Source organism: Saccharothrix longispora (genome assembly GCF_030852425.1).
Taxonomy (GTDB): Bacteria; Actinomycetota; Actinomycetes; order Mycobacteriales; family Pseudonocardiaceae; genus Actinosynnema; species Actinosynnema longispora.
Genome location: NZ_NSDM01000029.1, coordinates 1 through 26102, shown reverse-complemented (window position 1 = coordinate 26102; position 26102 = coordinate 1). Strand labels below are relative to the sequence as shown.

The 26102-nt window shown below is 69.5% G+C and carries 18 protein-coding genes and 1 pseudogene; 10 read left to right on the top strand and 9 right to left on the bottom strand.

Annotation, left to right across the window (positions count from 1 at the left end):
• Window positions 1–194: 194 nt before the first annotated feature.
• On the bottom strand, window positions 195–794 hold the full coding sequence (locus CKY47_RS35415; RefSeq protein ID WP_306750757.1) for a hypothetical protein: 600 nt from the start codon (window positions 792–794) through the stop codon (window positions 195–197).
• Between the two features lie 89 nt (window positions 795–883).
• Between CKY47_RS35415 and CKY47_RS35410 the strand changes: the two genes are divergently transcribed.
• Window positions 884–1138 carry a hypothetical protein gene (locus CKY47_RS35410; protein ID WP_306750756.1) on the top strand — a complete coding sequence of 85 codons (255 nt, stop codon included), beginning with the start codon at window positions 884–886 and terminating at the stop codon, window positions 1136–1138.
• Here the strand turns inward: CKY47_RS35410 and CKY47_RS35405 are convergent.
• Window positions 1116–6317, bottom strand: coding sequence for a type I polyketide synthase (locus CKY47_RS35405; protein WP_306750755.1), 5202 nt, complete (start codon window positions 6315–6317; stop codon window positions 1116–1118). The genes CKY47_RS35410 and CKY47_RS35405 overlap by 23 nt on opposite strands.
• A gap of 1447 nt (window positions 6318–7764) precedes the next feature.
• On the opposite strand from CKY47_RS35405, the gene CKY47_RS35400 reads away from it, so the two are divergent.
• Window positions 7765–8706, top strand: a complete 942-nt coding sequence (locus tag CKY47_RS35400; protein ID WP_306750754.1) for a LysR family transcriptional regulator — start codon at window positions 7765–7767, stop codon at window positions 8704–8706.
• 1006 nt (window positions 8707–9712) lie between these two features.
• Here CKY47_RS35400 and CKY47_RS35395 read toward each other — a convergent pair.
• Window positions 9713–10948 (bottom strand): hypothetical protein, encoded by a 1236-nt coding sequence (locus CKY47_RS35395; protein WP_306750753.1) that lies wholly within the window; start codon window positions 10946–10948, stop codon window positions 9713–9715.
• A 90-nt stretch (window positions 10949–11038) separates the two neighbouring features.
• Between CKY47_RS35395 and CKY47_RS35390 the strand changes: the two genes are divergently transcribed.
• Window positions 11039–13984: an AfsR/SARP family transcriptional regulator gene (locus CKY47_RS35390; protein ID WP_306750752.1), complete on the top strand. Its 2946-nt coding sequence runs from the start codon at window positions 11039–11041 to the stop codon at window positions 13982–13984.
• Here the strand turns inward: CKY47_RS35390 and CKY47_RS35385 are convergent.
• The gene (locus CKY47_RS35385; protein ID WP_306750751.1) at window positions 13968–14738 is read right to left on the bottom strand and encodes a Calx-beta domain-containing protein; all 771 of its coding nucleotides are present in this window, start codon (window positions 14736–14738) and stop codon (window positions 13968–13970) included. The two genes, CKY47_RS35390 and CKY47_RS35385, sit on opposite strands and share 17 nt — an antisense overlap.
• 195 nt (window positions 14739–14933) lie before the next feature.
• Window positions 14934–15197 carry a hypothetical protein gene (locus CKY47_RS35380; RefSeq protein WP_306750750.1) on the bottom strand — a complete coding sequence of 88 codons (264 nt, stop codon included), beginning with the start codon at window positions 15195–15197 and terminating at the stop codon, window positions 14934–14936.
• 1316 nt (window positions 15198–16513) lie between these two features.
• Between CKY47_RS35380 and CKY47_RS35375 the strand changes: the two genes are divergently transcribed.
• The 3 genes and pseudogenes from CKY47_RS35375 to CKY47_RS35365 all read left to right on the top strand — a co-directional run.
• Window positions 16514–16717 carry a hypothetical protein gene (locus CKY47_RS35375; protein ID WP_306750749.1) on the top strand — a complete coding sequence of 68 codons (204 nt, stop codon included), beginning with the start codon at window positions 16514–16516 and terminating at the stop codon, window positions 16715–16717.
• Window positions 16666–16932, top strand: a complete 267-nt coding sequence (locus CKY47_RS35370) for a hypothetical protein (protein ID WP_306750748.1) — start codon at window positions 16666–16668, stop codon at window positions 16930–16932. The genes CKY47_RS35375 and CKY47_RS35370 overlap by 52 nt, the downstream gene beginning before the upstream one ends.
• Window positions 16884–17021: pseudogene (locus CKY47_RS35365) on the top strand (transposase); the annotation flags it as partial. The gene CKY47_RS35370 and the pseudogene CKY47_RS35365, both read left to right, overlap by 49 nt.
• A 72-nt stretch (window positions 17022–17093) precedes the next feature.
• Here CKY47_RS35365 and CKY47_RS35360 read toward each other — a convergent pair.
• From CKY47_RS35360 to CKY47_RS35350, 3 genes are all read right to left on the bottom strand, one after another.
• The gene (locus CKY47_RS35360) at window positions 17094–18239 is read right to left on the bottom strand and encodes an FHA domain-containing protein (protein WP_306750747.1); all 1146 of its coding nucleotides are present in this window, start codon (window positions 18237–18239) and stop codon (window positions 17094–17096) included.
• Between the two features lie 11 nt (window positions 18240–18250).
• On the bottom strand, window positions 18251–19771 hold the full coding sequence (locus CKY47_RS35355; protein ID WP_306750746.1) for a protein kinase domain-containing protein: 1521 nt from the start codon (window positions 19769–19771) through the stop codon (window positions 18251–18253).
• 769 nt (window positions 19772–20540) lie between these two features.
• Window positions 20541–20705, bottom strand: coding sequence for a hypothetical protein (locus CKY47_RS35350; protein ID WP_306750745.1), 165 nt, complete (start codon window positions 20703–20705; stop codon window positions 20541–20543).
• Between the two features lie 357 nt (window positions 20706–21062).
• Between CKY47_RS35350 and CKY47_RS35345 the strand changes: the two genes are divergently transcribed.
• A complete protein-coding gene (locus CKY47_RS35345) occupies window positions 21063–21335 on the top strand; it encodes a GlsB/YeaQ/YmgE family stress response membrane protein (RefSeq protein ID WP_306750000.1) in 273 nt (90 codons plus the stop codon).
• Between the two features lie 862 nt (window positions 21336–22197).
• Here CKY47_RS35345 and CKY47_RS35340 read toward each other — a convergent pair.
• On the bottom strand, window positions 22198–22389 hold the full coding sequence (locus CKY47_RS35340) for a hypothetical protein (RefSeq protein WP_306750744.1): 192 nt from the start codon (window positions 22387–22389) through the stop codon (window positions 22198–22200).
• A 623-nt stretch (window positions 22390–23012) separates the two neighbouring features.
• Here CKY47_RS35340 and CKY47_RS35335 point away from each other — a divergent pair.
• The 3 genes from CKY47_RS35335 to CKY47_RS35325 form a co-directional block, all read left to right on the top strand.
• A complete protein-coding gene (locus CKY47_RS35335; RefSeq protein WP_306750743.1) occupies window positions 23013–23267 on the top strand; it encodes a WGxxGxxG family protein in 255 nt (84 codons plus the stop codon).
• Between the two features lie 681 nt (window positions 23268–23948).
• Window positions 23949–24518: a hypothetical protein gene (locus CKY47_RS35330; protein ID WP_306750742.1), complete on the top strand. Its 570-nt coding sequence runs from the start codon at window positions 23949–23951 to the stop codon at window positions 24516–24518.
• Between the two features lie 27 nt (window positions 24519–24545).
• The coding region (locus CKY47_RS35325) for a transposase domain-containing protein (protein WP_306750741.1) at window positions 24546–26102 on the top strand (1557 nt) is incomplete at its 3' end.

The window sequence follows — 26102 nt, the reverse complement described above, 5'->3', positions numbered from 1 at the left end:
CCAGTCGACATCGCCGGAGTCCACCACCGGTGCGAGCAGTCGATCCGCGTCGGCTGACGGCTCGTCCTCCAGTTGCCACTTCGCGAAAGCGATGACGGCGAAACTCGTCCCGAGCACGGGGCGTGGTGTCCACGACACCACGCCCCGTAGGGGTCTCGGACGTTTCCGGTCGGTGCAGCGCTTCGTCGGGTTCGTCACCCTGTCGTGTCGTGTCGTGTCGTATCGCGTCGGTCGGTCCCTGACTGCTGAAGGGTGTCGGCGGTGGTGTCGTCACGGTGGCGCAGCCGGTCGGCCAGGCTGATCACCCGCGGGGTGGGCCGGTCGTCGACTTCGGCGAGTCTGCTGGTCAGCAGGGTAAGTGTGCGCGGGATGGCGTCGAGTTGTCCGAGGCGTTCCTGCAGTCGCATGATGTCGCGGCAGATCAACTCGTTGTGCGGGTCGAAGGTCCACGCGATCTCCAGCAGGTCCAGCGCCTGCTGGGGGGTCGTGCTCGACCTGCGGGGTGCCACAAATTCTGCGCTGGGCCGCTGACCTGCGGTGATCGTGCCCGATGCGCCACGGCGGCATGATCGTGGGACGTGACGCCACGACTGCTGTACCTGATCTTCGCTTGACTCGGCGGTTGACCGGCACTCCTCGGGCGCTCCTCCGCCGCCAAGGACGTCGAACTGCTGATGCTGCGGCACGAGGTCGCCGTGCTGCGCCGGTCCAACCCCCGCCCGCGGTTGGACCGGGCCGATCGCGCCGTGCTCGCGGCGCTGGTCCGCCGACTCCCCCGACGGCCGCACGAGCACAGGTCGGTAACACCGGCTGGGGTTACCGCAGGACCCAGGACGAACTGCTCAAGCTCGGCCACCGGGTAGCCGACTCGACCCTACGGCGCGTGCTCGTGCGCCTGCGGACACCGCCCGCTCCCCGGCGCGACACCGACACCTCCTGGCGGAGGTTCCCGCGCGCCCAGGCATCCGGCACGTCGGCCTGCGACTTCCTCCACGTCGACTGCGCCGTCACCCTCAAGCGGCTCTACGTGTTCTTCGTGATGGAGGTCGCCACCCGCTACGTCCACAGCAGCGTGTCACCTGAGGGCGAACGCCGCCTGACGCGGCGCTGGGAACTCAACGCGCCGCCATCGCGCTGAGGTGGCGCGTCAGAGCCGCTGGCGTGGGATGGGCCCAGAGGACGCTGGCGGGTAGGTCGATCCCGGTGCTTTGCTGCAGCTTGCCCCGAATGGCGATACCCATGACCGAGTCCAGGCCGATGTCCGAAAACGGTCGTTCGGGTTCGATCCGGTGCTCCGGAACACCGGTTTCAGCCGCCACCACGCTCCGGATCACGGCCATCGCCGCGTCGTACACCTCGTCCGCAGGCAGTTCACGCAGGAGAGCGGCCGACTCCGTCGTCGCCGTTCCCTCGCCCGACTCGCCGTTCCGGGGATCACGAACGTGTTCGAACAGCGCACGACGTCCTCCTGGCGGGGGCGTGGTCGGCTTGACCACCAACGCGTAGCCGTCATCCGTGGTGTGCAGGCAGTTCCACACACGCAGCGCCTCTGACGGGGTGATGTCACCGAAGCCCTGGGCCACCATGCTCTGGAGTCCGTCAGCGGTGAGCTTGCCCATGCCCGTGTCGCGCCAGACCGTCCAGGCGATCGAGGTGGTGTTCCCGCCCTGGTGCCGCCGGTGTGCAGCCAGGCCGTCCAGGAACGAGTTGGCCGCGGCGTAGGCGGTGCAGCCGGGCAACACGACCAGCGGTGCGGTGGAGGAGAACAGCACCATCTCGTCGATGCTGCCCGGCGGGAACAGCTCGTGCAGCACCAACGCCCCGAGCACCTTGGCGTGCAGCGTCTCTCGGATCGCGTCCTCGTCCAAGTCGTCCACCAGGCGGCCGCGCACGGCTCCGGCCGTGTGAACCACGCCTCGGACGGGTGGCATGCGCAGGAAGTCGGGCGTCAGCATCGCTCGAGCGGCGTCGGCGTCGGTCACATCCAGGGCGAGCGGGAGAACGCTCACCCCCTGGCTCTCGAGCTCCTCGACAACGCCGATCGCGCGCCGGGTCGCGGCGTCGTGCTGCTCGTCCCAGGTGGACCGCGGCGGCAGTCCCCGCCTGCTGGTCAGGACCAGCCGGCGGGCACCCCGGGAACAGAGGTGACGCGCCGCCTCCAGGCCGAGTGCTCCGAGACCACCGGTCACCAGATAGGTGGCGTCGGGTCGCAGGCTCACCGGCGACGTCCGGACGCGGTCCGGTCGAGGCACTACGCGACCGGTGAGCAGTCCCCCGTTCTGGACGACCAACCAGTCCTCCGCCGGGGGTTCGTGGAGGACCCTCGCCAGCAGTTCGAACGCGGCGTCGTCGCATTCCCCCAGGTCCAGCACGCCACCGCGCAACTCCGGGTGCTCGGTGGCGATCACCCGTGCCGCTCCCCACAAGGGTCGATGCGTGAGGGCGGCGGGACTGGCACAGGCCAGCGCTTCCCGCGTGAGGACCCACAACCTGGTTCCCAGCCGGTCGGCCTCGACCACGGACTGGGTCACGCCGGCGAAATCGGTCAGGTATTGGACTGTCGCGTCGTACTCGTGTCCCCGTCCGGGAAACGGTGCCAGGTACAACACGTGGTGCGGCTCGTCACCGATCGGCAATGAGATGGCGTCCGCGGCTCCGACGATCGTGCACCCCAGGCCGGCCCGCACCAGGTGCTCGGCGAGCCGTTCGGCGATCGCTGACGGCTCGGTCGAGACCAACGTGACCGTGGCCGCGGGTGTCTCGACAGCCGCGACTTCCAGCGGTTGCCAGGACAGGCCGTGCAACAGGGTCCGCGGGTCGGCGAGCAACGTCTGGTCCGCGTCGAGCACACCGAACCGGAGTCCGGTGACTCTGGCAGCCGACCGCCCGTCGGCCCCTCGCAGGTCCAGATCGATGGTGTCGACGGTGCCGCTCCGCAGGCGTGCGACCAGGTGGGCCGAGGACGGGGCAGGACCAGTCCACTCGACCGACTCGACGGAAGCGGGCATGCGGTGGATGCCCTGCCGGGCCAGCGGCAGCGAGGACAACGTGGTGGCGGCATCGAGAACCACCGCCCAGTGGGGCGTACGACCAGGCGTCGACACGGTCGCGTGCACCACGTCGTCGTCGTGCTGGAGCTGATCCACCTGCCAGTCGAAGGCCAGACCGGAAACCCCGAGGGGCCGGAGCAGCTCGAGCACCCCATCGGTGCCGATGGGAAGCATCGGGGGCACCGAGTCTTCGACCACCTCGAACGGGTCGGCGCGCAACGTGCCGGCACCGCCGTCGCGAGCGGAGGTGTGCGTGGTCCAGGACGTCCCCTCGGACGCCTCCTCGAGGCGGGAGGAGAGCACCCCCCTGCCGTCCTGGCAAACGACCTGCACGGCGCGGTTCTGCTCGGCCGGCAGAGGTGTGCGCAGGACGACGTCACGGAGATGACGCGGCCCGTCCGCTTCACCCGCGATGGCGTCGGCGAGCGTGCAGAACAGCACGGAAGCGGGAACTATGTCCACCCCGTGCACGGTGTGCGGAGCATCGTACGGCCTGTTCCCAGGCGACAGGTTCGTCTGCCACACAGCCGAGGGCGGCACGGTGGCAGCCGCCATCCGGGAACCGAGCAGGGTGAAGGACTCCGGATCGTGACCGCCTGCGCCCCGGTCCGCCGGTGCCTCGGGAAGCCAGTACCGGTCGTGCTGCCAAGCCGTGCGCGGCAACGCGACCGCTACCGAGCGGGGCCAATGGGCCCGCCAGTCGACCCGGACGCCGGCACAGTGCAGCCTGCCCAGCTGTTCGGTCATCTCCTCGAGGACCGGCTGCTCACGACGCAACGAGTGCGCCGTGGTGACCGCCGGCACGGACAGCGATTCCGCGATCTGGGCGATGTTGTGGACGACAACGGGGTGCGGCGAGATCTCCAGGAAGTGGTGATGCCCATCGTGGACCGCGGCTTCCACGCCCGCCGCGAACCGCACCGGGCGCCTGAGGTTCTGCTGCCAGTAGCCGGAATCCCGCGGCGCGTCGGAACGCGGGTCGTCGAGCACCGTGCCGTACAGCCTCAACGACGGTGAGCTGATCGACAGCCCATGCGCAGCCGCGCCGAGATCGTCGACGAGTTCGTCCATGTGCGAGCTGTGGAAGGCGACGTCGGAGGCCACTCGGCGGACCACACGGCCCTCACCGGCCAGCAGGGTCGCGTACTCCTCCACCGCAGCCACGTCACCAGCCAGCACAGACCACCCGCGAGCTGGTTGGATCGCCGCTGCCAAGCCGGTCTTGCCCACGAGCCGTTCCTCCAGCTCGTCGAACGGCACGTCGAGCAGGACCATGGCACCGCGGCCCGCAACGGTCTTGAGCAGTTTCGCGCGCCGGCAGGCGAACCGCGCGGCGTCTGCGGCGCTCCACACGCCCGCGGTCACGGCCGCGGCGATCTCGCCCATGGAGTGACCGAGTGCCGCCACCGGTTCGACACCCCAGGACCGCCACACCTGAGCAAGGCCCAGGTGCATGGCGAACAACGTCGCCTGAACGCGGTCCGTCTGCGTGCAGTCCCCTTCTTCGAGTTCGGCGATCAGCGAGTATCCCGCCTCTTCGCGGAAGATCGGGTCGAGTTGCTCGCACAGGGACGCGAACGGCTTGCTCACGCGGAGCAGCTCACGTCCCATGCCCGCCCACTGGGAACCGTGCCCGGAGAAGACGAACACCGGTCCCGCGGCCTGCTCGGCCGCTCGACCGTGCACGACCCCCGGCACTCTTCCAGTCGCGGACCACGCCCGGAGCCGATCGACCGCCTCGCCGCAGTCGCCGGCGAGCACGGCGGTCCGCCACGGCAGGTGCGACCTGTGCAGCGCCAGCGTGGCCGCCACCGCCCCGACGTCCTGATCACCCGTCTCCAACGCGTCCGCGAGCCTGCTCGCCGTCGGCGCGAGCGCTTCCCGGGTGGCGGCGGACAGCACGAGCAGGGACGGACCACCGGTGCCGCCTCGCTCGGTGCCCGGTTCCAGCGGGTCGCCTTCCGCCAGGCAGACGTGCGCGATGGTGCCCCCGTACCCGAAGCTGGACACACCGGCCAGCTTCGGTTTGCCCGCGACCTCGGGCCAGGCGGTCGGCTCGGCCACCACCTTGATCGACTGCTCTGCCTCGACCTTCGCACTGACGCCGTCCCGCGCCCCCACCGTGGGAGGCAGGACACCGGCACGCATGGCCAGCACCGTCTTGATGATGCCGACCACTCCGGCACCTGCCTCGAGGTGCCCCACATTGCCCTTCACCGACCCGATGAGCAGAGGGGAGCCCTGCGCCCGACCGGCTCCGAAGATCGCCGCAGCCGCGGCCACCTCCACCGGATCACCGAGGGGCGTACCAGTGCCGTGCGCTTCGAGGTAGTCCACGGCGCACGGGTCGATGCCGGCTCTTTCGTAGACGGATCGGAGCATCTCCTGCTGTGCGGTTCCGTTGGGCGCCATGATCCCGTTGGTGCGACCGTCCTGCCGGACCGTGCTGGCGCGAACGACAGCCAGAACGTTGTTGCCGTCGCGCCGGGCGTGGTCCAGCCGCTTGAGCACTACGACACCCGCACCCTCGCCTCGCCCGTAACCGTTGGCCGAGGTCGCGAACGGCTTGCTCCTGCCGTCGACCGACAACGCTCCCGATGCTCCCAGCGACAGAGTTTGCGCGGGTGCGGCGATCAGGTTCACCCCGCCCGCGATCACGACGTCGCATTCTCCGGAGAGCAGCGCCTGCCGTCCGAAGTGGATCGCCGCGAGCGATGACGAGCACGCGGAATCCAGCGCCAGGCTGGGGCCGCGCAGGTCGAGGAAGTAGGAAACCCGATTTGCGACGGCGCAGTAGGCCCCACCGATGCTGCTCCACGGGCCGATCCGCTCAGGATCGCTCAGCAGCAACTGCCCGTACTCACCACCACCGACGCCGATCAGCACCGCAGCGTTGCTGCCGGCGAGCGACAGAGGCGGAATACCGGCGTGTTCCAGGGCCTCCCACACGACTTCCAGCACGAGACGCTGCTGCGGGTCCATCAGAACCGCTTCTTTGGGTGTGATGCCGAAGAACTCGGCGTCGAAGTTCGCCGCGTCCTCCAGGTAGGCGGCGCGACGTACTGCTCGATTCACCGCGGCGACGGCCGCGGGACCGTGTGCCCGGTACGCCGACCACCGATCCTGGGGAAGGTTCCCGACCTCACTGCGTGCCGCGATCAAGCCGGCCCAGAAGTCCGCCGGTTCACAGATGCCACCAGCCAACCGCAGGCCCAGCCCCACGACGGCAACGTCGTTGGCAGGGCTGCCAGAACTTGAACGCGTCATTGATACCTCACAGATCTCGGGCAGGCCGCCCACATGGCGCGGAATCAGGTTTCACTTGGCCGGCTCGATAGGCGATCGAAGTCGAACCCGCGGCTTCAGCCGACCCGGAAACCGTTCCACGGCCTGGAACGCGATTTCGCGGCCATGCTCGTCCCGGTTCGTTCCCGGAAGCGCGCGACATGGCTCACGCAGTCCGGGCTGTCGAGCGCGGTCTCCGCGATCCGGATGGACGTGGGCGGTCAGGGCTGGCGCTCGTCGCTCGGAGCGACGACGCGGTGTTCACGGCTGGATCGCTTCGGTCGTGGCGCGGTCACGGGGAATATTTGACGGCTACGACGGTAGCCACCCGGCTCGGCTCTCAGAACCCGGTCGTTCGTATGGGGTGCATAAGCAGATTGGATGCGTGGCGCGACACGCACGCCCCGCAGGTCAAGCAAGCGCGAACGCGAGGTCGCCGCAGCAGGGGATGCCCAGCTCGGGCAAGGGCCGGTCGGACGGTGCTCCACCGTGCGAGCAGTGAGGTCGAGCTGATCCGCGATCTCGCGGTCGGACGGGCAAGCCCCGGCCAGGGAGGCGGTGGTGATCCCCTGACCGCTCAGCCGGTCGCGGCGCGGCGGCGAGGTCCGCACGGCGCGGCAGTGCTGTTCCCCTGGTGGTGTTGCCCACATCCGCACCTGCCCCCCGGACAGGACCGGGAGCGACCAGCTTGATCGCGTGCCGCGGGCGGGCTGTGCCCTGCTGGTCCGCGCGTGCAATCGCCGGTGCGCGCGAAGCCGCCGAAGCGCGCCACATCACCGCACGCGGGTTCAGCCCGTGCCGAGCGGTCCGCAGTTCGTCCGCCTCCAGCAGATCGGTCGCTGCCGACCGGAACCGTCCCCGCCGCCCAGGTGGCCCCACGCGCGGCCGGCAGGTGCGCACGGTCCTCGGCCCGGCTCATCGCGCCGCGGAGGCCGCGGTCCTCCATCACCGCGATCCGGGTGACCGAGTCCGCCATCACCTCGACCAACCAAGCGATGAACAGCGAGGACCCAGTACGGCCGACCACGCCGGACCGCCGCTGTCACCGATGGCGGTGCGGTGACCACCGACCGCGGGCGGAACGGCTCAACGAGTCTTCACCATGTCAAGGGTCGAGCTCCCCGGATCGACATGTCATGCATCACACCTTGATCGTGGTGTTGCTGCAGCAACCGCCCTGGTTCGCTCGACCCGAGCGCAACGCGTCGCGGAGGCCGGGTCTCGTCGAGACTCCTGTCCGACCGCGGTCCGGTCCTGCGCGAGGCGGCTTCCCGACGGTCGCGACGACAACGCCCAGGGGCGAGCAAACGGACCTCTCGCCTAGTACGATCAGCCCAGCCCGACAGCGATGCTGCGGAGTAGTGCGTCCTGCGCTCGTGTGAGCCGACGTGCGGGTGACCTTCGTCCATGTCGGTTGGAGCGTGCGAACGTGACGGGAGAAGACAAGCCGGCGTCCCAGGACTGGAGCAGGCTCGACCTCAACCTCTTCATCCCGCTGAACGCCTTGCTGATCGAACGGAACGTCACGAAAGCCGCCGAACGGATCTTCGTCACCCAGCCCGCGATGAGCGCCGCGCTCGCCAAACTGCGCCGGGTCTTCGACGACCCGCTGCTCGTGCGCGACGGCCGCGAGCTCGTGCTCACCCCCTTCGCCGAGTCACTGCGCCAACCGGTGCAGGAGATGATGCTCTCGGCCCGTGACATGGTGAACGCCAATCGGCAGTTCGATCCCGCGGTGTCGAAGCGCACGTTCACCGTCATCGCAAGCGACTACACCACGACCGTCCTCCTGGGACCGCTGCTGCCCCGCCTGCTGGCCGAGGCGCCCAGTGTGCGGATCAAGATCGCGCCACCGGGGCCCGACTACGTCGACGCCGTCCGCTCGATGCGGTGCGACCTGCTCTTCTGGCCGTCGTACCTGCTGAACTCCGAGCTGGACAGATTCCCGCGCGCCCCTTTGTTCACCGATGAGTTCGTGCTGGCCGCCGCGCGCGACAGCACCTCGTTCGACCACCCGCTGAGCGCGGCAGAGCTGGCGACAACACCGCGCGTGCGACTGACTCCGTTCACGTCCCAGGACAACACGATCGACCTGGTTGCCGCTCTCGAGTCGGCGGCACCCCCCGTGGTCACCGTTGGCTCGTTCACGCTGGCTCTGGAAGTGGTGTCCCGCTCCCACCTCGTCACAACGGTCCAGCGCCGGTTGTTCGAACTGAAGCGCGAGGCTCTCGGCCTGCGGGAGGTCGAGATGGCGACAACCCTGCCCGAACTGACCATGACGATGTACTGGCACCCCCGCACCGGTCGTTCACCCGCCCACCAGTGGCTGCGGTCCCGCGTGCGGGCCGCCGCCGCACTCGGACCCTCTTGACCCGGCTCGCGAACGTGATCTTCCCCGACAACCCGAGGTGGTTGTTACCTGGATGCGGTCGGTGATGCCGGGATGGTGGTCGGCTGGGGCTGGGCGGTGCGCCAGGCGGCTTCGTACTCGTCGGAGCCGAGTCAGCCGAGGTCCTTCTGGATGCGTTCGGTGTCGTGGAACCCGTGTGGCCGACAACTCCGCCCATGCAGGTTGAAGCCGCGCACAGCGCGCGGGTCGAGGAACTTCCTGGTACGGCCGCCGACGCCACACCGCACTCGGCGTGCTCACGTCAATCGAGTGCGAACTCCGACACACCGGGATCGCTCCAGTAGCCTGAACTGCGGCAACCCGACTCCGCCGAACGGCGTGGGGATCAGCCAACCACGATGAAACGCCCACTGTCGGCGGAGCCTGTACCGAAGGGCCCCGTTCAGCGTTGATCCCGCAACCGCACTCCACTCAGCCGGCCGTCGCCGAGCGTGACCGGACCTCCACAGTCGATCACCGGAGGATGTGATCCAGGAGCGCTTCGCAGGTGATCGGCACCCTGTCGATCTCCCACTTGCGGGTCGAGGGGTTCATCTCCTTCTCGCCCACGGTCCTCCACGGCTGGCCGGTGGATCGGGCGACAGTACGCCACGCCCGGCGACGCACCGCGCCCACCGTGATCGTCGAATCCCGGCCCGCAGCCGCAGCAAGACCACCGCCGCGGCACCGAGCACCTGGTCGAGGAACCGCGCCCGCGAGGTGCCGGAACCCTGCACCGGAACGCTGAGCCGCAGCGATCCCGGCCCTTCGGCCGACAAAGCGCGATCCTGAGGTGTGGCGTTACCACCGCTGTACCCGATCTTCGTCGAACTGGCGGTTGGTTGGTGCTCCTCGGCCGGTCCTCCGCGGCCGAGGACGTGGAACTTCTGGTGCTACGGCACGAGGTCGCGTGCTGCGATGAACCGGTGGCGACACGACCGAGGCCTCCCCGGCTCGCGTCGGGGAGGCCTGCCCCACTGGTGGTCGATCAGAGGTGGACCTGCCAGTGCACCTTCACCCGGTAGTCACCGCCGTGGCCGACGAACTGCATCTCGGTGGGCGGCAGCCGGAGGTTGGTCCAGCCGAGATCCGAGGAGTCCCGGTAGAGGAAGCCGTACCGGTGCGGCAGCGTCACCAGCGCGGTCCGCGCCTCGAACAGGTCGTCCTCGAAGAAGCTGAGCAACCAGTCGACGAAAGCGCCGACGAGCCAGGCGACGACCTGGCCGATCGCCTCGGCGATGGCCGCGGCGACGTGCTCGGAGCTCGCGTCGGCGACCTCTGCGGCGATCCTCTCCTTCACCTTCTCGTTGACCTTGACCCACGCGGAGTTCACCGCGCTCGCGAAACCACCGCTGTCCTCCTCGGCCATCATCACCACGGCCACGAAGCTGCGCGGCCATCCACCGGTCGTGGTCGTGGAGAACTGGGTGAACGCCTTGCCGGGGTCGTCGTAGTTGACGACCTCGCCGTCGTCGAAGTCGTCGTGCACCATCCACTGGCCGACCTTGCCGGTCACACCGAGGTTGTCGGTCCTGAGGCCGCCGAGCAGGATCGAGTCCCCGCCCAGCTCCGGGTTGGTCTCGTCAACCGCCGTCACCCGGTCGACCCGGAAGTCCAGCGCCTTGACCTTGGGCGTCGTGATCAGGTCGAGCAAGCGCTCGGCCGCGGCGTTCCTGGCCGCGGTCTCGGCGGCCTTGCCCTCCCGCGCCAGGACCTGCGCACGACTGTTGATCGCCGCCTTGAGCGCGGTGGCGTCGATCCGCGCCGAGGAGAACGCGCCCGTGAAGCCCAGCGACCGGTACTGCTCGACGGTCAGGGCACCATGCCTGCCGAACTGGGTCATCCTGGTCTGGGCACCGGCGGCCACGGCCTGCTTGGCCACCGCGACGATCGGGTCGCGCCGAGCGGTCGGCAGGGTCAGCAGACCGGTCCTGAGGTCTGCTTCGACCGTGCCCGTGGGGTAGGTCTTGCCCAAGTCGGCCGCCACCGCCGCGAAGGAGTACCGCAACGCGAAGTTGGCGTCTTGAGCGAGCGCGAAGACCTGCGGATTTGTCCGCTCCGGTGACGCAGGTCCGGGAGTCGGCGGCAATTGCGTGCTCGCGGCGGCCGTCACCTGGGCGTTCGCGATGGCCTGACCCGGCCCGGCGAGGGCCGCGGCCATCACCACCAGCGGCACGGACGCGCGGCGCAGCGCCGAAAAGCGGCTGCGGGCTCTGGTGTTCATCCGGGTACCTTTCTGTTCGTGGACGATCACGCGGACCGTCGTGGTGAAAGGTCTACGGACGGTGGGCTGTCGACCGGCTGCGGACCGGTTGTGCCGCAGATCAGCCTGCTCGGACCGGTCGAGGCGCGCGGTCCGCTCGGCACGGTGGCGCTGATCGGTGCACGGCAGCGGGCGGTGCTGGGCGTGCTCGCGCTGCACGCCGGCAGCGTGCTGCCGTTCACCCGGCTCGTGGACGCGTTGTGGGGCGACGACCCGCCGCGCACTGCGATCAAGACCTTGCACAGCCACGTCGCCCGCATCCGCCGCGCACTGGCCGACTCCGGGTTGCACGACGTGCTGCTCACCCGTGAGCCCGGCTACCTGCTGGTGGACGGTGACGTCGACGTGCGCCGGTTCGAGGCGCTGATCCGGACCGGGCGCGGTGAACGGTCACCGGTTCGCGCGGCCGAGCTGTTCCGCGCCGGGACGGCGTTGTGGCGCGGTGACGCGTTCGCAGACGTCGCCCTGACCGGGTGGGCGCTGCGCGAGGTGGACCGGTTGCACGAGCTGCGGCTCTCGGCCTGGGAGGACCTGTGGGACGCGGAGCTGCGCGCGAGCGGGCACGACGAGGCCGTGGCGGAACTCCCCGCCCTGCTCGCCGCCCATCCCACCAGTGAACGCTTGACCAGGCTGTACATGCTGGCGCTGTACCGGTCGGGCAGGCACACCGACGCGCTGGACGCCTTCCAGCGGCTGCGCCGGCAGCTCGCCGAGGAGTTCGGCGTGGACCCGGGCCCGAACGTGGTCGAGCTCCACACCGCGATCCTGCGCCGCGACCCGGCCCTGGACCCGCCGGCCGGTCGGGCGCCCGCCGAGCTGCCCGCCCGGGTGGGGCACTTCGCCGGACGCGTCGAGGAACTCGCCCGCTTGGACCAGCTCCTCGCGGAGGGCGGTGACCTGCCGGTGGCGGTGATCTCCGGTCCCGCCGGGATGGGCAAGACCTCTTTGGCGGTGGAGTGGGGCCACCGGGTCGCGCACCGGTTCCCCGGCGGGCGGCTGTTCCTCGACCTGCGCGGTCACGATCCGGAGCACGCGTTGTCGGGCGCCCAAGCGCTCGCGCACGTGCTGCGCGTGCTGGACGTGCCCGAAGACCGCATCCCCGCCGACGGGGGAGAGCGCGCGGCGCTGTACCGGACGCTGGTGCACGACCGGCGGTGCGTGATCGTGCTCGACAACGCAGGTGCGGTGCAGGACGTCCTGCCGCTCGTGCCGGGCAGCGGCGCGACCCTGCTCGTCGTCACGACGAGGCGCTCGGCCGCCGCGCTGGCCGCCTGGCACGCCGTCCACGCCGTACCGCTGGACGCCCTGTCGCACGAAGAGTCGGTGACGTTGCTGCGCGCCGTGCTGGGTGGGCGGCGGGTCGAGGCGGAGCCGGAAGCGATCGCGGCCTTGGCGGAGCAGTGCGGCGGGATGCCGCTCGCACTGCGGATCGCCGCGGCCCGACTGCTCGGCAGTCCGCGCAGGACGGTCGAATCGTTCGTCTCCGAGTTGGCCGGTGCCCGTCTGGACGGGCTCGCCGTGGAAGGTGACTCGCGGACCGTGCGCACCGTCATCGCGAGCGCCTACCACCCGCTGGACGAGGAACCGGCACGCGTGTTCCGCCTGGCCGGCGTCGTGCCGGGTGCGACGTTCAGCTCCTGGTTGGCGGCGGCCCTGTCGGGCGTCGGGTCGGCGCGCGAGTCGTTGGCCTCGTTGGGCGCGGCGCACCTGGTGACCGAGGTCGAACCGGACCGCTTCCGGTTCCACGACCTGGTCCGCGAGTACGCCCGGAGCAAGCTGACCGGCGACGACGAGGCGCAGGCGACCGCGCGCCTGCTGGACTGGTACACGCAGGCCGCGTACGAGGTGAACCAGCTGGCGAACCCGGCGCGCGACCTGGTGCGGCCGGTGATCCGTCACCCGTGGCGCGAGCCCCCGTTCCAGCCGGACCGGCACGCCGCCGTCACGTTCCTCGAAGGCGAGCGCGAGAACTTGCTGCCGGTAGTGCAGCTCGCCCGTGACCGGGGCGAGCTGACCGTGGCCTGGCAGCTCACCTACCTGCTGACCGGCTTCTACGAGGTGACCGGGCACTGGCACGAACGAGTCGAGTTGTGCCGGGTCGCCACCGACGCCGCCGGCAGGCTCGGTGATCAGGCCGCCGAGGCGGAGATGCTGCGGGCGTGGGGTGTCGCGCTGTTCATGACCCGCCGGCTGGCGGAAGCGATCGACGTCAACCACAAGGCGCTGGCGATCGTGCGGCGGATCGGTGACCTGGCCGGTGAAGGGCACGTGCACAACAACATCGCCAACGCCCTGGCCGAGCTGCGGCGGTTCGACCAGGCGGTGCGGTCGCACTTGCGCGCGGTGGACTGCTGCACCCGCGCGGGAAACCGGCTCGGCTTGGCGCTGTCCCAGCGCAACCTCGGGCACACCTACATCCGCATGGGTGATGCGGAAACGAGCCTCGCACCGCTCCACGGGGCCCTGGAGGTGTTCCGCGAGCTGGGCAACATCCGACTGGAAGCGGGCACGCTGGACACGCTCGGCGAGGCGCACCTGCTTCGCGGCGAGCCGGACGTGGCGTTGCGCGACCTGGAGCAGGCCCTGGACCTGAGCCGCAAGAGCGGCGACCGGTGGTTGGAGTGGGAGGTACTGGCCGACATCGGTGTCGCGCACCTGGACCGGGCAGGGCACGGTGTCGAGCACCTCGAGCAGGCGCTGGCGATCAGCCGCGAGGTGGACGACCGCCACGGCGTCGCCACCGTCCTCGACCTGCTCGGGCGAGCACACCTGCGGGCGGGCGACCTCGATGCGGCAACGGGAGCGCTGACGGCCGCGTTGGCCGAGCGCTCCCGCGTGCCGGACCCGTTCGAGGAGGCCCACGTGCACCGTGACCTGGGCGACCTCGCCATCCGCCGCGGTGACCAGGCCGTCGCGCGCGGGCACTGGGACCGGGCGATCCGGCTGTACCGGCAGGTCGGTGCGACGGCCGAGGCCGCGGCTACTGGCCGGACTTGATCGTCACCGGGGCGACGCCCCCGACCACCCGGCCCGCGGTCGGGGCGAAGATCTCCAGCTCGAACACCTCGGCGGGCTCCGCGGTCTGGTCGAACAGCAGCGTGACCGGGGCCAAGACGGTCGTCGCGCCCGCTTGCGCGGTCACCTTGGCATCGACGACCTTGACGTAGTCCGAACCGGCGACGGCCGTGACGTCACGGGTGCGGTAGTGGACCGTGACCGGCGCGCGCAGCGGCACGGAGAACCTGATCCGGACCCGGCAGGTGTCCGGCACCCAGCAGATCTTCCCGCCCTCGACGGTCGTCTCGACCGACCTGGTCACCCGGCCGTCGTCGTCGCGCAGCCAGCCGACCGCGGTCCCCTCGGTCACCGTCAGCCCGGTGGCGTCGAACAGCTCGAGGAGCAGCCGTTCGTCCAACTCTGGCATGGGGTCGTTGCGCATCGGGACCGACACCGCCTGGGTCCTGGACGAGGTGGCCGTCCACACCACCGTGCCGGTGACCTTGACGTAGTCCTGCTCGGGGTCGGCGGTGTCGCCGACGACGCGGTAGTGGACCGAACCACTGGGCGTGCAGCCCGCGTCGGCCGTAGCGGTGACCTGGAAGGTGAGGTTGTCGGCCACCTCGGTGCCCTCGTACTGGTTCGCTTCCGCGACCGCCACCCGAGCCGGGGAGCACTCCGCGGCCTGCACGACCGACGCGGGTGACACCACCCCGACCATCACGGCCATCGCCAGGACCAGTCGTCTCATCATGAACTTCATGGTGTGATTTCTAGGTGCGCCCGGTTGTGGATGGGTTGTGCCACAGGTCAGGACGGGGCGCGCATGCCGAACGGCGGTGGAACCGAACGGCGAAGCGCTGAACGGCCTGCGCCCAATCCACCCGGCCAACAGGGCCGCACAGGCCATTCCCATGCAATCACCTCCTCTCGCTCTGCTCAAGCGGGTCTACGTGTTCTTCGTGATGGAACTCGCCACGCGCTGCGTCCGCATCCTCGGCACCACCACCAAGCCCGACGGCCCTTGGAAGACGCAACGAGCCCGCAACCTGCTCATGCCCTCGGCGACCGCGTCGATGACTTCCGGTTCCTCGTCCGCGACCGGGCCGGCCAGTTCACCGCCCCGTTCGGCGCCGTCCTCGCCGACGCAGGTGACGAACGCCACCTGCGGTGGTGCTGGACCGCCGTGCATCCCGTGACCGGGAGAAGTCACGTCTGCCACCGGTCATGGCGTTGTGCCTGCCGATAACCTATCCATGCAGGTTGAAGCCGTGTACAGCGTGTAGGGCCGAGGTGCTTGTGGGCGCGGCCGCATGTCCACCACGCCGTCCGCCAACACGGCATGATGACCGGCTGTGCTGCTCCGACTGGCCTACCTCGGCGTGACCAACGCCTTCGCGCTACTGCGCCTACTGCCCAGGAGCAACCGGGACGAGGACACGGAAATCCTGGCACCGCAGCACCAGATCATGGTTCTGGAGCGCCAACCGGGCAACGCCCGTCCGCGGTTCTGCCCCGGCGACCGGGCGTTCCTCGTGGCACTGCTGCACCGACTCCCGGCCGCCACGCTCCATCGGCTCCATCTCCCGGTGCGCCCGGAGACGGGAGGTACTGCGCCGGCACCGACACCCCCTCGCCCACCGCCACGCAGTCGAGTCCCGCCCCAAACGGCCTGGCCGACCACGAACCGTCCGCTCCATCCGGCTCCTGGTGCTGCGCCTGGCACGGGAGAACCCCGCCTGGGGCCACCGCCGCATCCACGGCGAACTCCTCGTGCTCGGCATCACGGTCGCCGCCTCCACCGTCCGGCAACTCCTCCAGAACGCCGGAATCGACCCGGCACCCGAACGCACCACGACGACCTGCTCCGCCTTCCTCCGCCCCCAGGCCGACGCGCTCCCGGCCTGCGACTTCTTCGAGACCACCGCCCTGAACGGCACCCGTCTGTACGTGCTCGTGGTGATCGAACACGCCGGCAGCCCTGCCCGGTTCCTGATCCGCGACCGGGACGGAAGTTCCCACCCTGTTCGGCACCGCCCTCGCCGACGCGGACATCCAGGTCGTCCTCAGCGGAGTCCGCATCCCCCGCATGAGCGCGATCATGGAACGCCGGCTCCCCAGCTGCCGTCGCGAACTCCTCGACCGCACCCTCATCCGGAACCAACGACACCTGCTCCACGCCCTGCACGAGTACGAGCAGTTCCACAACACCCACCGACCCCACCGAGGCACCGACAACGCCCGACCACTACAACCACTGCCACAGCCGTCACCGACCACGCAGCGGTCACCCGACTCGACATCCGCCGACGGCCACGACTGGGCGGCATCCTCAACGAGTACCACCACGCCGCCTGACCAGCACGGACGACGTTCTCGGCAAGCACAACGCCCGCGCCAAGAAGTCGGAGGACGCGGGACAGATGGTGAACACGGCGCTGGTCGCGGGGACGCCGCGTCGAACCCCGAGGCGTTCGGCTGCTCGGCATTCCCCTCATGGGCGTGTGCACCGCCGCGCAGCACATGGCGATGACCGCGCTGGTGCGCGAGGGGAAGGGCGCCGCGGCCACCGAAGGCGCCGGGCTGTTCCACGACGCCACCGAAGCGCTGACCGGCTTCGCCGACGGCAACCGGGCCGAGGGGTTGCTCAACGTCGCGAGCGCGGCCGGCGGCGTCGGACCTTGCAGGCCGACCCGCTGGCCGGTCTGTTCAGCGCGGGCTTCGGCTGGTTGATGGAGCACGTGAGCTTCCTGCGCGAGCCGTTGGACTGGTCGACCGGTGACCAGCAGACGCTCGACGGCATGGCGCGGACTTGGTCGTCGGTGTCGAGCTACCCGTCCGAGACGTCCGACCTGCTCGGGGACGCCGTCAAGACCGACACCGCGACCCGGGAGGGTGACGACTCGGCCGGCACCGCTGGACCGTCGAACGAACCATCTCCCGGCTGACCGGCTACCGCCGCCTGACCATCCGCTACAAACGCCACGCCGACAGCTACCGCGCCTTCCTCACCCTCGCCTCAGCACCGATCTGCTTCAACAACTCGCCGAACTCGCCACGTGAGACGTCGTCCTACACGGACGGCGTTTCGGCAAGCACACCGCGTCGGTCACCGGCGCACGGTCAAGATCCAATTCCGAATGTGCTCGGCCAGTCGAGCCGCTTCGTCGACATCACTCGTCGTGATGGCACGTTTGTGGTGGGCCTGATTCGTCAGGCGGAGGAGTCGTTGTGCGGCGGACCGGATCTCGTCCGGCGCCCAATCCCGGGTCGCCTCGTCGCCCGCGAGCAGGGACAAGCAAAAGCGCTCGTCATCGAGGCTGTAGTTGACCATGCCCCCGCGATGCCGTCGGACGCGGTTCACCAGGTTGAGCCACTGCGGGCCGTGGTAGGAGCGCAACCTGGCGCGCAGGACGGGTTTGACCACCGCGCCCGCCCGTTCGGCCGACCTGACGATTTTGGCGTGCGGACGCTGGGACAAGTCGGTGGACGACGGCCATGCCGGTGCCGCGGCGCGGGCCAGGTCGGCGGGCGTCGCCACAGACGAGTGGTCGGCTGTGCGCCCTTCCAACCAGGCGAGGTCAGCGGGGGTCACCGCGCGGAGCGCCAGCAGCCACTCGCACATCTGCCGCCGGGAGGCGGAGTCAGCGTCGCCGGGCAGTCGGATGCCCGTGCGCTCCATCGCGTCGCGGACGGTCCGGAGGCGGTGTTCGACCTGGGCTCGGGTGAGGCCGAGGGCAGCAGCGACTTCCGAGTAACCGGCAGGTCGGGGATCGTATTCCCGCAACGGTCTGAGGTAGCCGCGAGCGAGCGCCACCACGACCTCCTTCTGCCTTTCGTCGAGGAGGGGCGCTTGCGCGCGGGTGCTGTCGACGCTCTCGGGTTCGAAGTCGCTGCGCTGCGCGCCACCGACGCCGTCGACGGTGACCGTGAGGGGGTAGGTGGCCTCGTCCCCGGGCACCAGCACCGTCAAGGGTGATTGATCGATCAACCTGCGGACCGGCGGGCCACCCGGGAGGGCGACCGGCAGAGGCACTACCAAACCGGTCGGGTCGGCCGCGTGCAGCACGCGTTTGTCGCTGAGGTTGGTCAGGACCCAGTACTCGCCGCTCCTGCTCACGCGCCCTGCCCGACGGCTGACACCGTGGTCGCGAGCACCTACGACCACGGCGCAGGTGGGATCGCGCCCGAACACCGCGGCCCCGTCGCGCAACTCCCTCACTTGACCGTCGAACTCCAAAACCAGCGTTCCCACAACACTCCAGCCTAGGAAACCGTCGGGTCGATCCATACGCCCTGGCCCGAGGCGCAGTCGGTGTCGATGTCCAGCGCGATCCGGGAGACACCGGTGACGTCCAGAGGGCGAAGGGTGCGGACCTCCCCCACCGAGATCGTCTCCGCGACGCGCTGCTCACCGTCGAGCCAGACCGTGAACACCATGGGCGCCGATCCCGTGGTCTTGTCGTCCAGGCCGATCGCCGTGTCGAACTTCGTGAAGGCACGCCCCAGGTCCCACGTCGAGCGGGAGCCGCAGTAGTTGGTCGCGCCGCTGATCAGCGTCCTGGGGAAGACTTTGTTGTCGACCCGGGCCGGCCCGATGTCATAGGAGTTCTCGTCCTCGATCACCGCCATGTCGATCAACGACCTCGGGCCGTCGTTCCTGACGGTGGCGGGTAGCTGACCAGTCGTGCCGGAGGTGGGGGTCACCGTGGCGGTGGTGGTCTCCGTCGAGCCCCCAGGCTCCGCGCCGCGGTCCGACGATCCCGATAATGCCCCGTAAGCGATGTTCGCGGCAGCGATGGCGCCCAACGCGACGAGCCCTCTCTTGCGACCGGGCGTGAGCCACCCGCCGGCACGAGAGTTCGGTGCCGGAGGCCGCAGCGCATCGGTGGTCCGAGCGGGGGCGGGAGGCGGTGGGAGCGGACCGGATCGGGGCAGAGCGGTGGACGTCGCACCTCGCAGGCCACGCAACCACGCGCCCGCGTCAGGCCTCCGCTCGGGGTTGTCGTCGAGGATCGCCATGAACCAGTCCAGGGCCTCGTCCCCCTCGAACAGCCCCTGTCGCGCGAGGCCGTGACGCATGTCGGGCGGGGACAACGGCCGGTATCCACCGGTGAGCACAAAGTAGGTGAGGGCGCCGAACGAGTACTTGTCCGCGGCCGGGGTGTACTCCCCCGACCTCGCGACCTCCGGAGCGTGGTAGCCGGGTGTGCCGGCTGGGAACTCGGTGACGTGGCGTGCGACGCGGAACAGGCCGAAGTCGACCAGCGTGGCTTGTCCGCGCCGATTGATGATGATGTTTGCAGGGGTGATGTCCCCGTGCACGACCGGCCTACCCGACGGGGTCGCCTGACCCCCGTGGAGCGCGTCAAGGGTCTCCGCCACCTGTCCCAAGTGCCGGAACCGCTCCCCCGTCGTCGGCCCCTGTGAGACCCAGTCCTGGACTGTGACGCCCTCTACCCAGTTCATGACGAGGTACAGCGCGCGTTCACCCGAACCGGGCCGGCCGCGGGGGTGCATCGAGTCGCCTTCGAAACTGTCGTGCACCCCCACGACCCCCGGCCTCGCCACCAGGCGCAGCAGGTCGACCTGTTCCTGCCAGCGCGCTCGCCAGCGGTCGATGTCACCAAGGTGATCAATCCTCAGTATCTTCACCGCGACCAGCTCTTCTTCGCCGGCGAGCGTTACGGACGCCTTCCACAGGGTCGCCTCGCCGCCCCCACCGACGTGGTGAAACAGCTGGTACTTGTCAGGGCTGCCGTCAGGCCCTACGAAGAAGCTCTCCATACCGCGTGCTTCCGCTCCTTGCAGTGATGACCGGGCCGTGCAGGACAGGGCCGCAGTTGGAGTCCGGACGCGAACCCGGGGGCATCCCGAACCGGGGTGCTGATCCACCAAGCGTGATCGACAAGGCGAACACACATGTGTAGCACGCCGACCGTGCACACCGAGTGCCGCGGAGTGGATTCCCTGCCAGTGGAGTAGACCATCGTGTCGAGGTCGCTCGACGTCTACGCCGAATTGCGGATACCGGACCCGTGCCGCCGGAAGATTGTCGTTGCCGGCAGAGCGGCGCAGACATCCGCTTAAGCGACATGCTCGATGATCACGTCTCCACTGTCCGAGATGCCCCGGAAGTCGCTGTCCGGGCCGTCAGCGCTGCAGCGCGGCAAGGCTGCGGAGAACGCCGAAGTTGTACTACACCCCGAGAACGCGGTCCCCCGCGGCAACTCGCGGACGCGTGGGGTTCCAGCACTTGACGCCTGGCTACGACTACCGGGAGCCGTTGAACGCAGTTCAATGCCGTTGAACGCCTCCGACGGCCCCCGATTTGCTCCCCGACCCGCTCCCACCCGCTCCTTGAGGACTCGAACCGGCACCCGATGCGACGAACCCGACCAGCGTCACGCCGAAGGTTCGACTGCCTGATCAACGGGCACGAATCCGCAGCAGCCCGCTGCACCGTTCAGGGAGGTAGCCGACTTCCGGAAGTCCGTAGCAGACACGTCGACCACTCCCCTTACCTGCCGGGGCCTTGCGAGGGCTGTCGACCGGATCAGGAGTCGTGGTCGAACGACACCCGGGTCACCAGCAACACGTCCAGCCGGTCGTGCGTGGTCAGCAGCAGGTAGGTGATCACTCCACGCCCTTGGTCGAGCGTCAGGTGGAACAGCCCGCCATCCGGATCGTCCGGGTCGAGCGGACCGGCCCGCTCGGGCACCGGGGTCAGGACCTCGAACGCCTCACCGAGCGCGGCAAGCGCCTCGGAGGGAAGGGCCTGGATCTGCCCCGCGCGTCAGGATCGATGTCGAGGGTGTGCGCCGTGATCGTCGTCGACCGCCGCCCCGACCACCGGCGACTACAGACCCGACTCCGCCCGCAACTCGTCCCACGACACGCCACCCGACCGGGAGGCACCCGTACCACGTCCCGCCCGGCCTGACAGGCCAGGTTCGGCATCGCCTCCACCGCGAAGTACCCACGCAGGTGTGAAATCCGTGCGGGATGGGCAACCCGGTGCCGGTAACGATCACGCCGCGTCACAGGAGACGGCGTGGCACGAGGACAAGGAAGCACCGTGGGCATCCTGGGTTGGATCGTTCTGGGTCTCATCGCCGGCGCCATCGCCAAGGCCGTCATGCCCGGCAAGGACCCCGGCGGCATCGTCATCACCATGCTGCTCGGCATCGTCGGCGCCATCCTCGGCGGGTTCATCGGCCGCGCGATCTTCGGCTCCGACATCGGCAGCTTCTTCGACCTGAGCACCTGGCTGCTGGCCATCCTCGGCTCGCTGATCGTGCTCGGCGTCTACCACGTCGTCACCAAGCGGGGCCACCGCGCCCACCGCTGACACCACACCACTCGGGCCCGCCGGTCAGCCACCGGCGGGCCCGGCCTGTGTTCAACACCGCGCACCACTGAGCCGTTCCATCGTGACGTCGCAGGTCGCGGCGTGGGCTGAGCGGTGGGGAGCGGAGTGGGTGAGGCTCCCGGCAGGACAGCAGTCGACCAAGGTCCGATGCCCCAAGGTGACCCGGAAGCTGCTGTCCGTCCCGGCGGTGCTTCTCCGCAGCGAGACGGTGAAGGACACCGAACTGCTCGTCGTGCGGCACGAGAACGCCGTCCTGCGCCGGCAGCTCGCGGGTCCGGTCCGCTGCGAGCCCGCCGATCGGTTCCGGTTCGCCGCCCTGTCCGGGTTGGTGGATCGTCGCCGGTGGCGGGAGGTCTTTCCGGTCACGCCGGCACCCTGCCCGGCCGGCACCGCAGACTCGCGGCCCGCAAGTGGACTGCTCCGCGCGTCGACGCATCGGACGCCCACCGGCACGAGCGGCGGTCAAGTCGCTCGTGCCGCGACTCGCCGAGGACAACCCACGATGGGGCACCGCCGGGTACAGGGCGAACTGGCCGACTCGGCCACAGGATCGCCCACTCGACCACCTGGCGGATCCTGCACGACGCGGACATCGACCCGGCACCACGCCGGTGCGGTCCGACCTGGCGAGAATTCCTCACCGCCCAGGCCCAGGGCATCATCGCGGCGGACTTCCTCCACCTCGACACCGTGTTCGGCACACGTCTCTACGCACTGGCGTTCCTCGAACACGGCACCAGACGTCTGCACATGACCAGCGTCACCACCCACCCGACGCAGACATGGACGACCCAGCAGGCCAGGAACCTCGCCTCCGACCTCGGAGCCCGCATGGAACCCCCTACGCTTCCTGCTCCGCGAGCGCGACGGCAAGTGCAGCCGGACGTTCGACACCGTCTTCCACGCCGACGACCTCCGCATCATCAACAGCGCACCACAGGCACCGCGGATGAACGCCCACTGCGAACGGGTCATCGGCACCATCCGACGCGAACCCCTCGACCACATCCTCATCACGGGAGAGGCCACGCACGACACGTCCCCAAGACCTACGAACACCACTGCAACCGGCACCGACCCCACCAGGCCCGCCACCAACCACCACCCGAGGCCCAGCAGCACCCCGCCGCGGCACACGACCTCGACACCCGCACAGTGCTCCGCACCCGCATCCTCGGCGGCCTCGTCAACGAATACAGACAGGCCGCCTGACCAGCAGCGGAAACTTCCGAGCGGCACAGGCCAACCGCCTCGGCGCCGAATTCACCGCTGATTCGACGCCATCCCAGTACTCGATGCGATGGAGCCATTGCCGGGATGTCATCGATTGATCTATGGGCAAAGGCAGAACGAACCCGGCCAGGACGGCATCCCGTCGGCGCCGGCCGCGGACGATGTCGCGAAGTCGGCGGCCACCGAATAACCGCGCACCGACGTGACCATCAGCGCATCCGGCCCGCGCGCAAGACGCGATGATTTCATTGCCCGTGGCACCATCGGCACACCGGGCGCTGACACCGGCATCAGCGTACACGCGCGGTCCCCACACGCAGTGCCGCCTTCACCTGAAGGGGTGTATCTCGCGGAGGATTGCATGGGTGAACTCTCCGGCGGTACCCACAGCGTCTCGACCACTGACAGACCGGAGGAAACGACATGGGCAACATCAAGTACTTCATAGCGGCACTTGCCGTCGGGGCAGCCCTGACGGCTGTTCCGACTGCTGCCGCATCTGCCGATGCAATCGAGCCGCACACCACGGTAGTGCTGATGGGCCAGGACGATGACAACAACACCGATGACGACAGCGGCAACTGGGGGCTGTGGGGTCTCCTCGGCTTGCTGGGATTGGCCGGACTGGCGGGCCGCAAGAAGCACGACGTCACCGACCGCCACACCACCGGGCGGTGACCTGAGCAGGACTGCAGGTTCGTCATGCGCTTCGGCAACACTCGCATCGAATTCCTGGGCGGCCGCGCCGGTTGCCTGACGATGCTGGCATCTCGGTCGTGGCGTCGGTCCTGCTCACCATCCTGCTCAATGCCCTGCTGTGACGACCCGCCCGTCAGGCTTCAGCACGGGATGCCGCCGAGACGTGGCTCCGGGGCTGTCCGTTAATCCTTTCCGCACTACTCGGACCACCGAAGCCGTACACCGAGCAATCCAATGCACCCGCCTGCCGCCTACCTGCGCCCAGTACCGGCCATGAACCAGAGGTCGCAACCTGCCCCCACCTCCGCGCTGTGCTGCGACGGACGACGGTGCTGTTGATTCGTCGATGGCCCCTATCGAGGCGATGAAATGATCACACCCCTGCCACGTGGCTACAAGCACCCGACGGATCGACGACCGCGCCGGTCGTACCTGGCACCGTCGAACCCTAACCCCGACGCGGCGGCACGAAGAGCAGGCGACTCGGACTACCTCGGCGCAGAGCCGAGACGGGCGGGAATGCGGCTCCACCGCGGTCGCACCCCGCCACCCGCTGTGCACCCGACCGACCGGGTCCCGCCACCCGGTGTCAGTCGTGTCATCCCGATCGTGTGAATTCCCGCGTGCGCCGACGCACGCGGCCCAAGCCGAAGGAAGATCATGTCCCAGCGCAACACTCTCGTCCGAGCCATGCACGACATCGGCCTCGCCGCCTGGTTCGGCGGGTCTCTCGCCGGGGCGGTGGCCGTCAACGGGGCTGCCGCCGACATCCCGGACCACAGGCTGCGGCTGAAAGTGGCCAACGCGGGCTGGGCGCGCTGGACACCGGTGAACGCAGTGGCCATCGGCATGCACCTGGTGGGCGGGACGGCGCTGCTGCGGGCCGACAGGGACCGCGTCGCCGGTCAGCGCGGAGTAGCGGCACAGACCGGGGCCAAGCTCGTCTTGACCGGAGCCGCGCTGGCGGTGACCGGCTACAGCAGGGTACTGGGCAAGAAGTTGCAGGCCGCCGACGGCGTCGTGGTCGAGGGCGGCACCACCCCGGCGGAATCCACCCCGCCGGAAATCGCGAACGCCCAGCGGCAACTGGACATCTGCCAATGGCTGATCCCGGCCCTCACCGGCGGGATCTCGGTGCTCACGGCCCTGGCGGGGGAGCAGCTGCGGCCGGGTCAGCGGTCGGGCGGGATGTCCGACAAGCAGGTGCGGTGGCTCCACCGCGGAGCGTGAGCCGGCCGCGGTGATCCGGCCGCACCGGTGCGTCACGACGGTCCACCGCGAAGGCAGTCCAGACGACGATGGCCCGAAGAGTGGGTTGTGCCGCTCGAAAGGTCATCATCGCCGGCAGAGCGGGTACTACGGTGCCGGGAGCATGTCCGGGTGATCACGTCCCTCCCGTACACGGGACATGACCCAAGGCCGGGTAGTCAGCGTTTTGCTGGTCACACGACCGAGCTGCAGGAATCACGACGCAGGACAACGGAGTTCGTTGGTACAGGAAGTCGACCAGGACAGCTTGTCCCAAGGAGCTCCGTTGCCCTCTCATTGTGTCCTGCCGCCTGCGCTGACGGCCATCACCCGCACGATCACCGTGGCAGCGGGCCGGTTCGCTCCGGGCACCCGGGAACTGACGCGGGTGGTCCCGTTCGAACTCGTCGACGCGATCCTGGGGAAACCCGGCGCGTACAGCGTCGGTTACGGGACCTGCCCTCGCGGGTCGGTGTCTACTTCCTGTTGGCGATGTGCCTGTTCCCCGAGGTCGGTTACCGGCTGGTCTGGCAGAAACTGACCGGAGGACTGGCCGGTCTTGCGGTGGCCGAGCCGTCCGCGAAAGCCTTGCGGGACCTGCGTCGCGGACTCGGCGGCGCGCCGATGCGCCGCCTGTTCGAGGTGCTGTCCGGGCCGCTGGCCCGACCCCGCACGCCCGGTGTGCGGTTCGGGTCCTACCGCACGGTCTCCTTCGACGGCTGCAGCTCGATCAAGGTCGCCGACACCGCCCGCAACCGGGCCTGGCTCGATTCACCAGGCAACGGCGGCCACCCCCTGGGGGAGCTGATGACCCTGGTCGAAACCGGCACGAGAGCGCTGATCGGCGCGGTGTTCGGTCCCACGCGTGAAGGCGAGACCGACTACGCCAGCCGCCTGCTGCACCTCCTGCAGCCGGACATGCTCGTGTTGTGGGACAAGGGTTTCGACAGCAACGCCTTCCTCTCCGAGGTGCACGCCACCGGAGCGCGGATCCTGGGCCGGCTGCGCGACAACCGGCGCATCCCCGTCCTGGCCCGTCTCGGCGACGGCTCCTGCCTGTCGACCATCGGATCCCTCCGGGTACGGGTCATCGACGCGCGGATCACCGTCACCATAAAGGGAGGGACCACTTTCACCGGGACCTACCGTCTGGTCACGACCCCGACCGACGCGCGCCGCCACCCGGCCGCCGCCCTGGTCGCCCTCCACCACCAGCGGTGGGAACACGAATCGGCGTACTACGCCCTGCGCCACACGATCACCGCCGGACGCGTCCTGCGCTCGGGCGACCGGGCCGGGCTCGAGCAGGAGATGTGGTCCCTGCTCACGCTCCACCAACTCCTGCGCACCGTCATGGTCGACACCGCGCAATCCCTGCCCGGCACCGATCCCGACCGCTGCGGATTCACCATCGCCCCGCACGCCGCCCGCGACCAGGCCGTCCAGGCGACAGGAATCATCGTCGACGGCAACGAAGAATCCGGGGTCATCGCGCATCGTCTCCTGACCGCACTCCTTCCGCCCCGACACCCACGCGTGAGCACCCGCAAGGGCAGATCCCCGATC

Excerpts from the sequence above, each read along its gene's own strand:
- CKY47_RS35385 (WP_306750751.1), bottom strand. The coding sequence starts at position 14,738 with ATGATGAGACGACTGGTCCTGGCGATGGCCGTGATGGTCGGGGTGGTG.
- CKY47_RS35355 (WP_306750746.1), bottom strand. The coding sequence starts at position 19,771 with ATGGAGAGCTTCTTCGTAGGGCCTGACGGCAGCCCTGACAAGTACCAG.
- CKY47_RS35330 (WP_306750742.1), top strand. The coding sequence starts at position 23,949 with ATGTCCCAGCGCAACACTCTCGTCCGAGCCATGCACGACATCGGCCTC.
- CKY47_RS35335 (WP_306750743.1), top strand. The coding sequence starts at position 23,013 with ATGGGCAACATCAAGTACTTCATAGCGGCACTTGCCGTCGGGGCAGCC.
- CKY47_RS35375 (WP_306750749.1), top strand. The coding sequence starts at position 16,514 with ATGACCGCGCTGGTGCGCGAGGGGAAGGGCGCCGCGGCCACCGAAGGC.
- CKY47_RS35395 (WP_306750753.1), bottom strand. The coding sequence starts at position 10,948 with ATGAACACCAGAGCCCGCAGCCGCTTTTCGGCGCTGCGCCGCGCGTCC.
- CKY47_RS35405 (WP_306750755.1), bottom strand. The coding sequence starts at position 6,317 with ATGACGCGTTCAAGTTCTGGCAGCCCTGCCAACGACGTTGCCGTCGTG.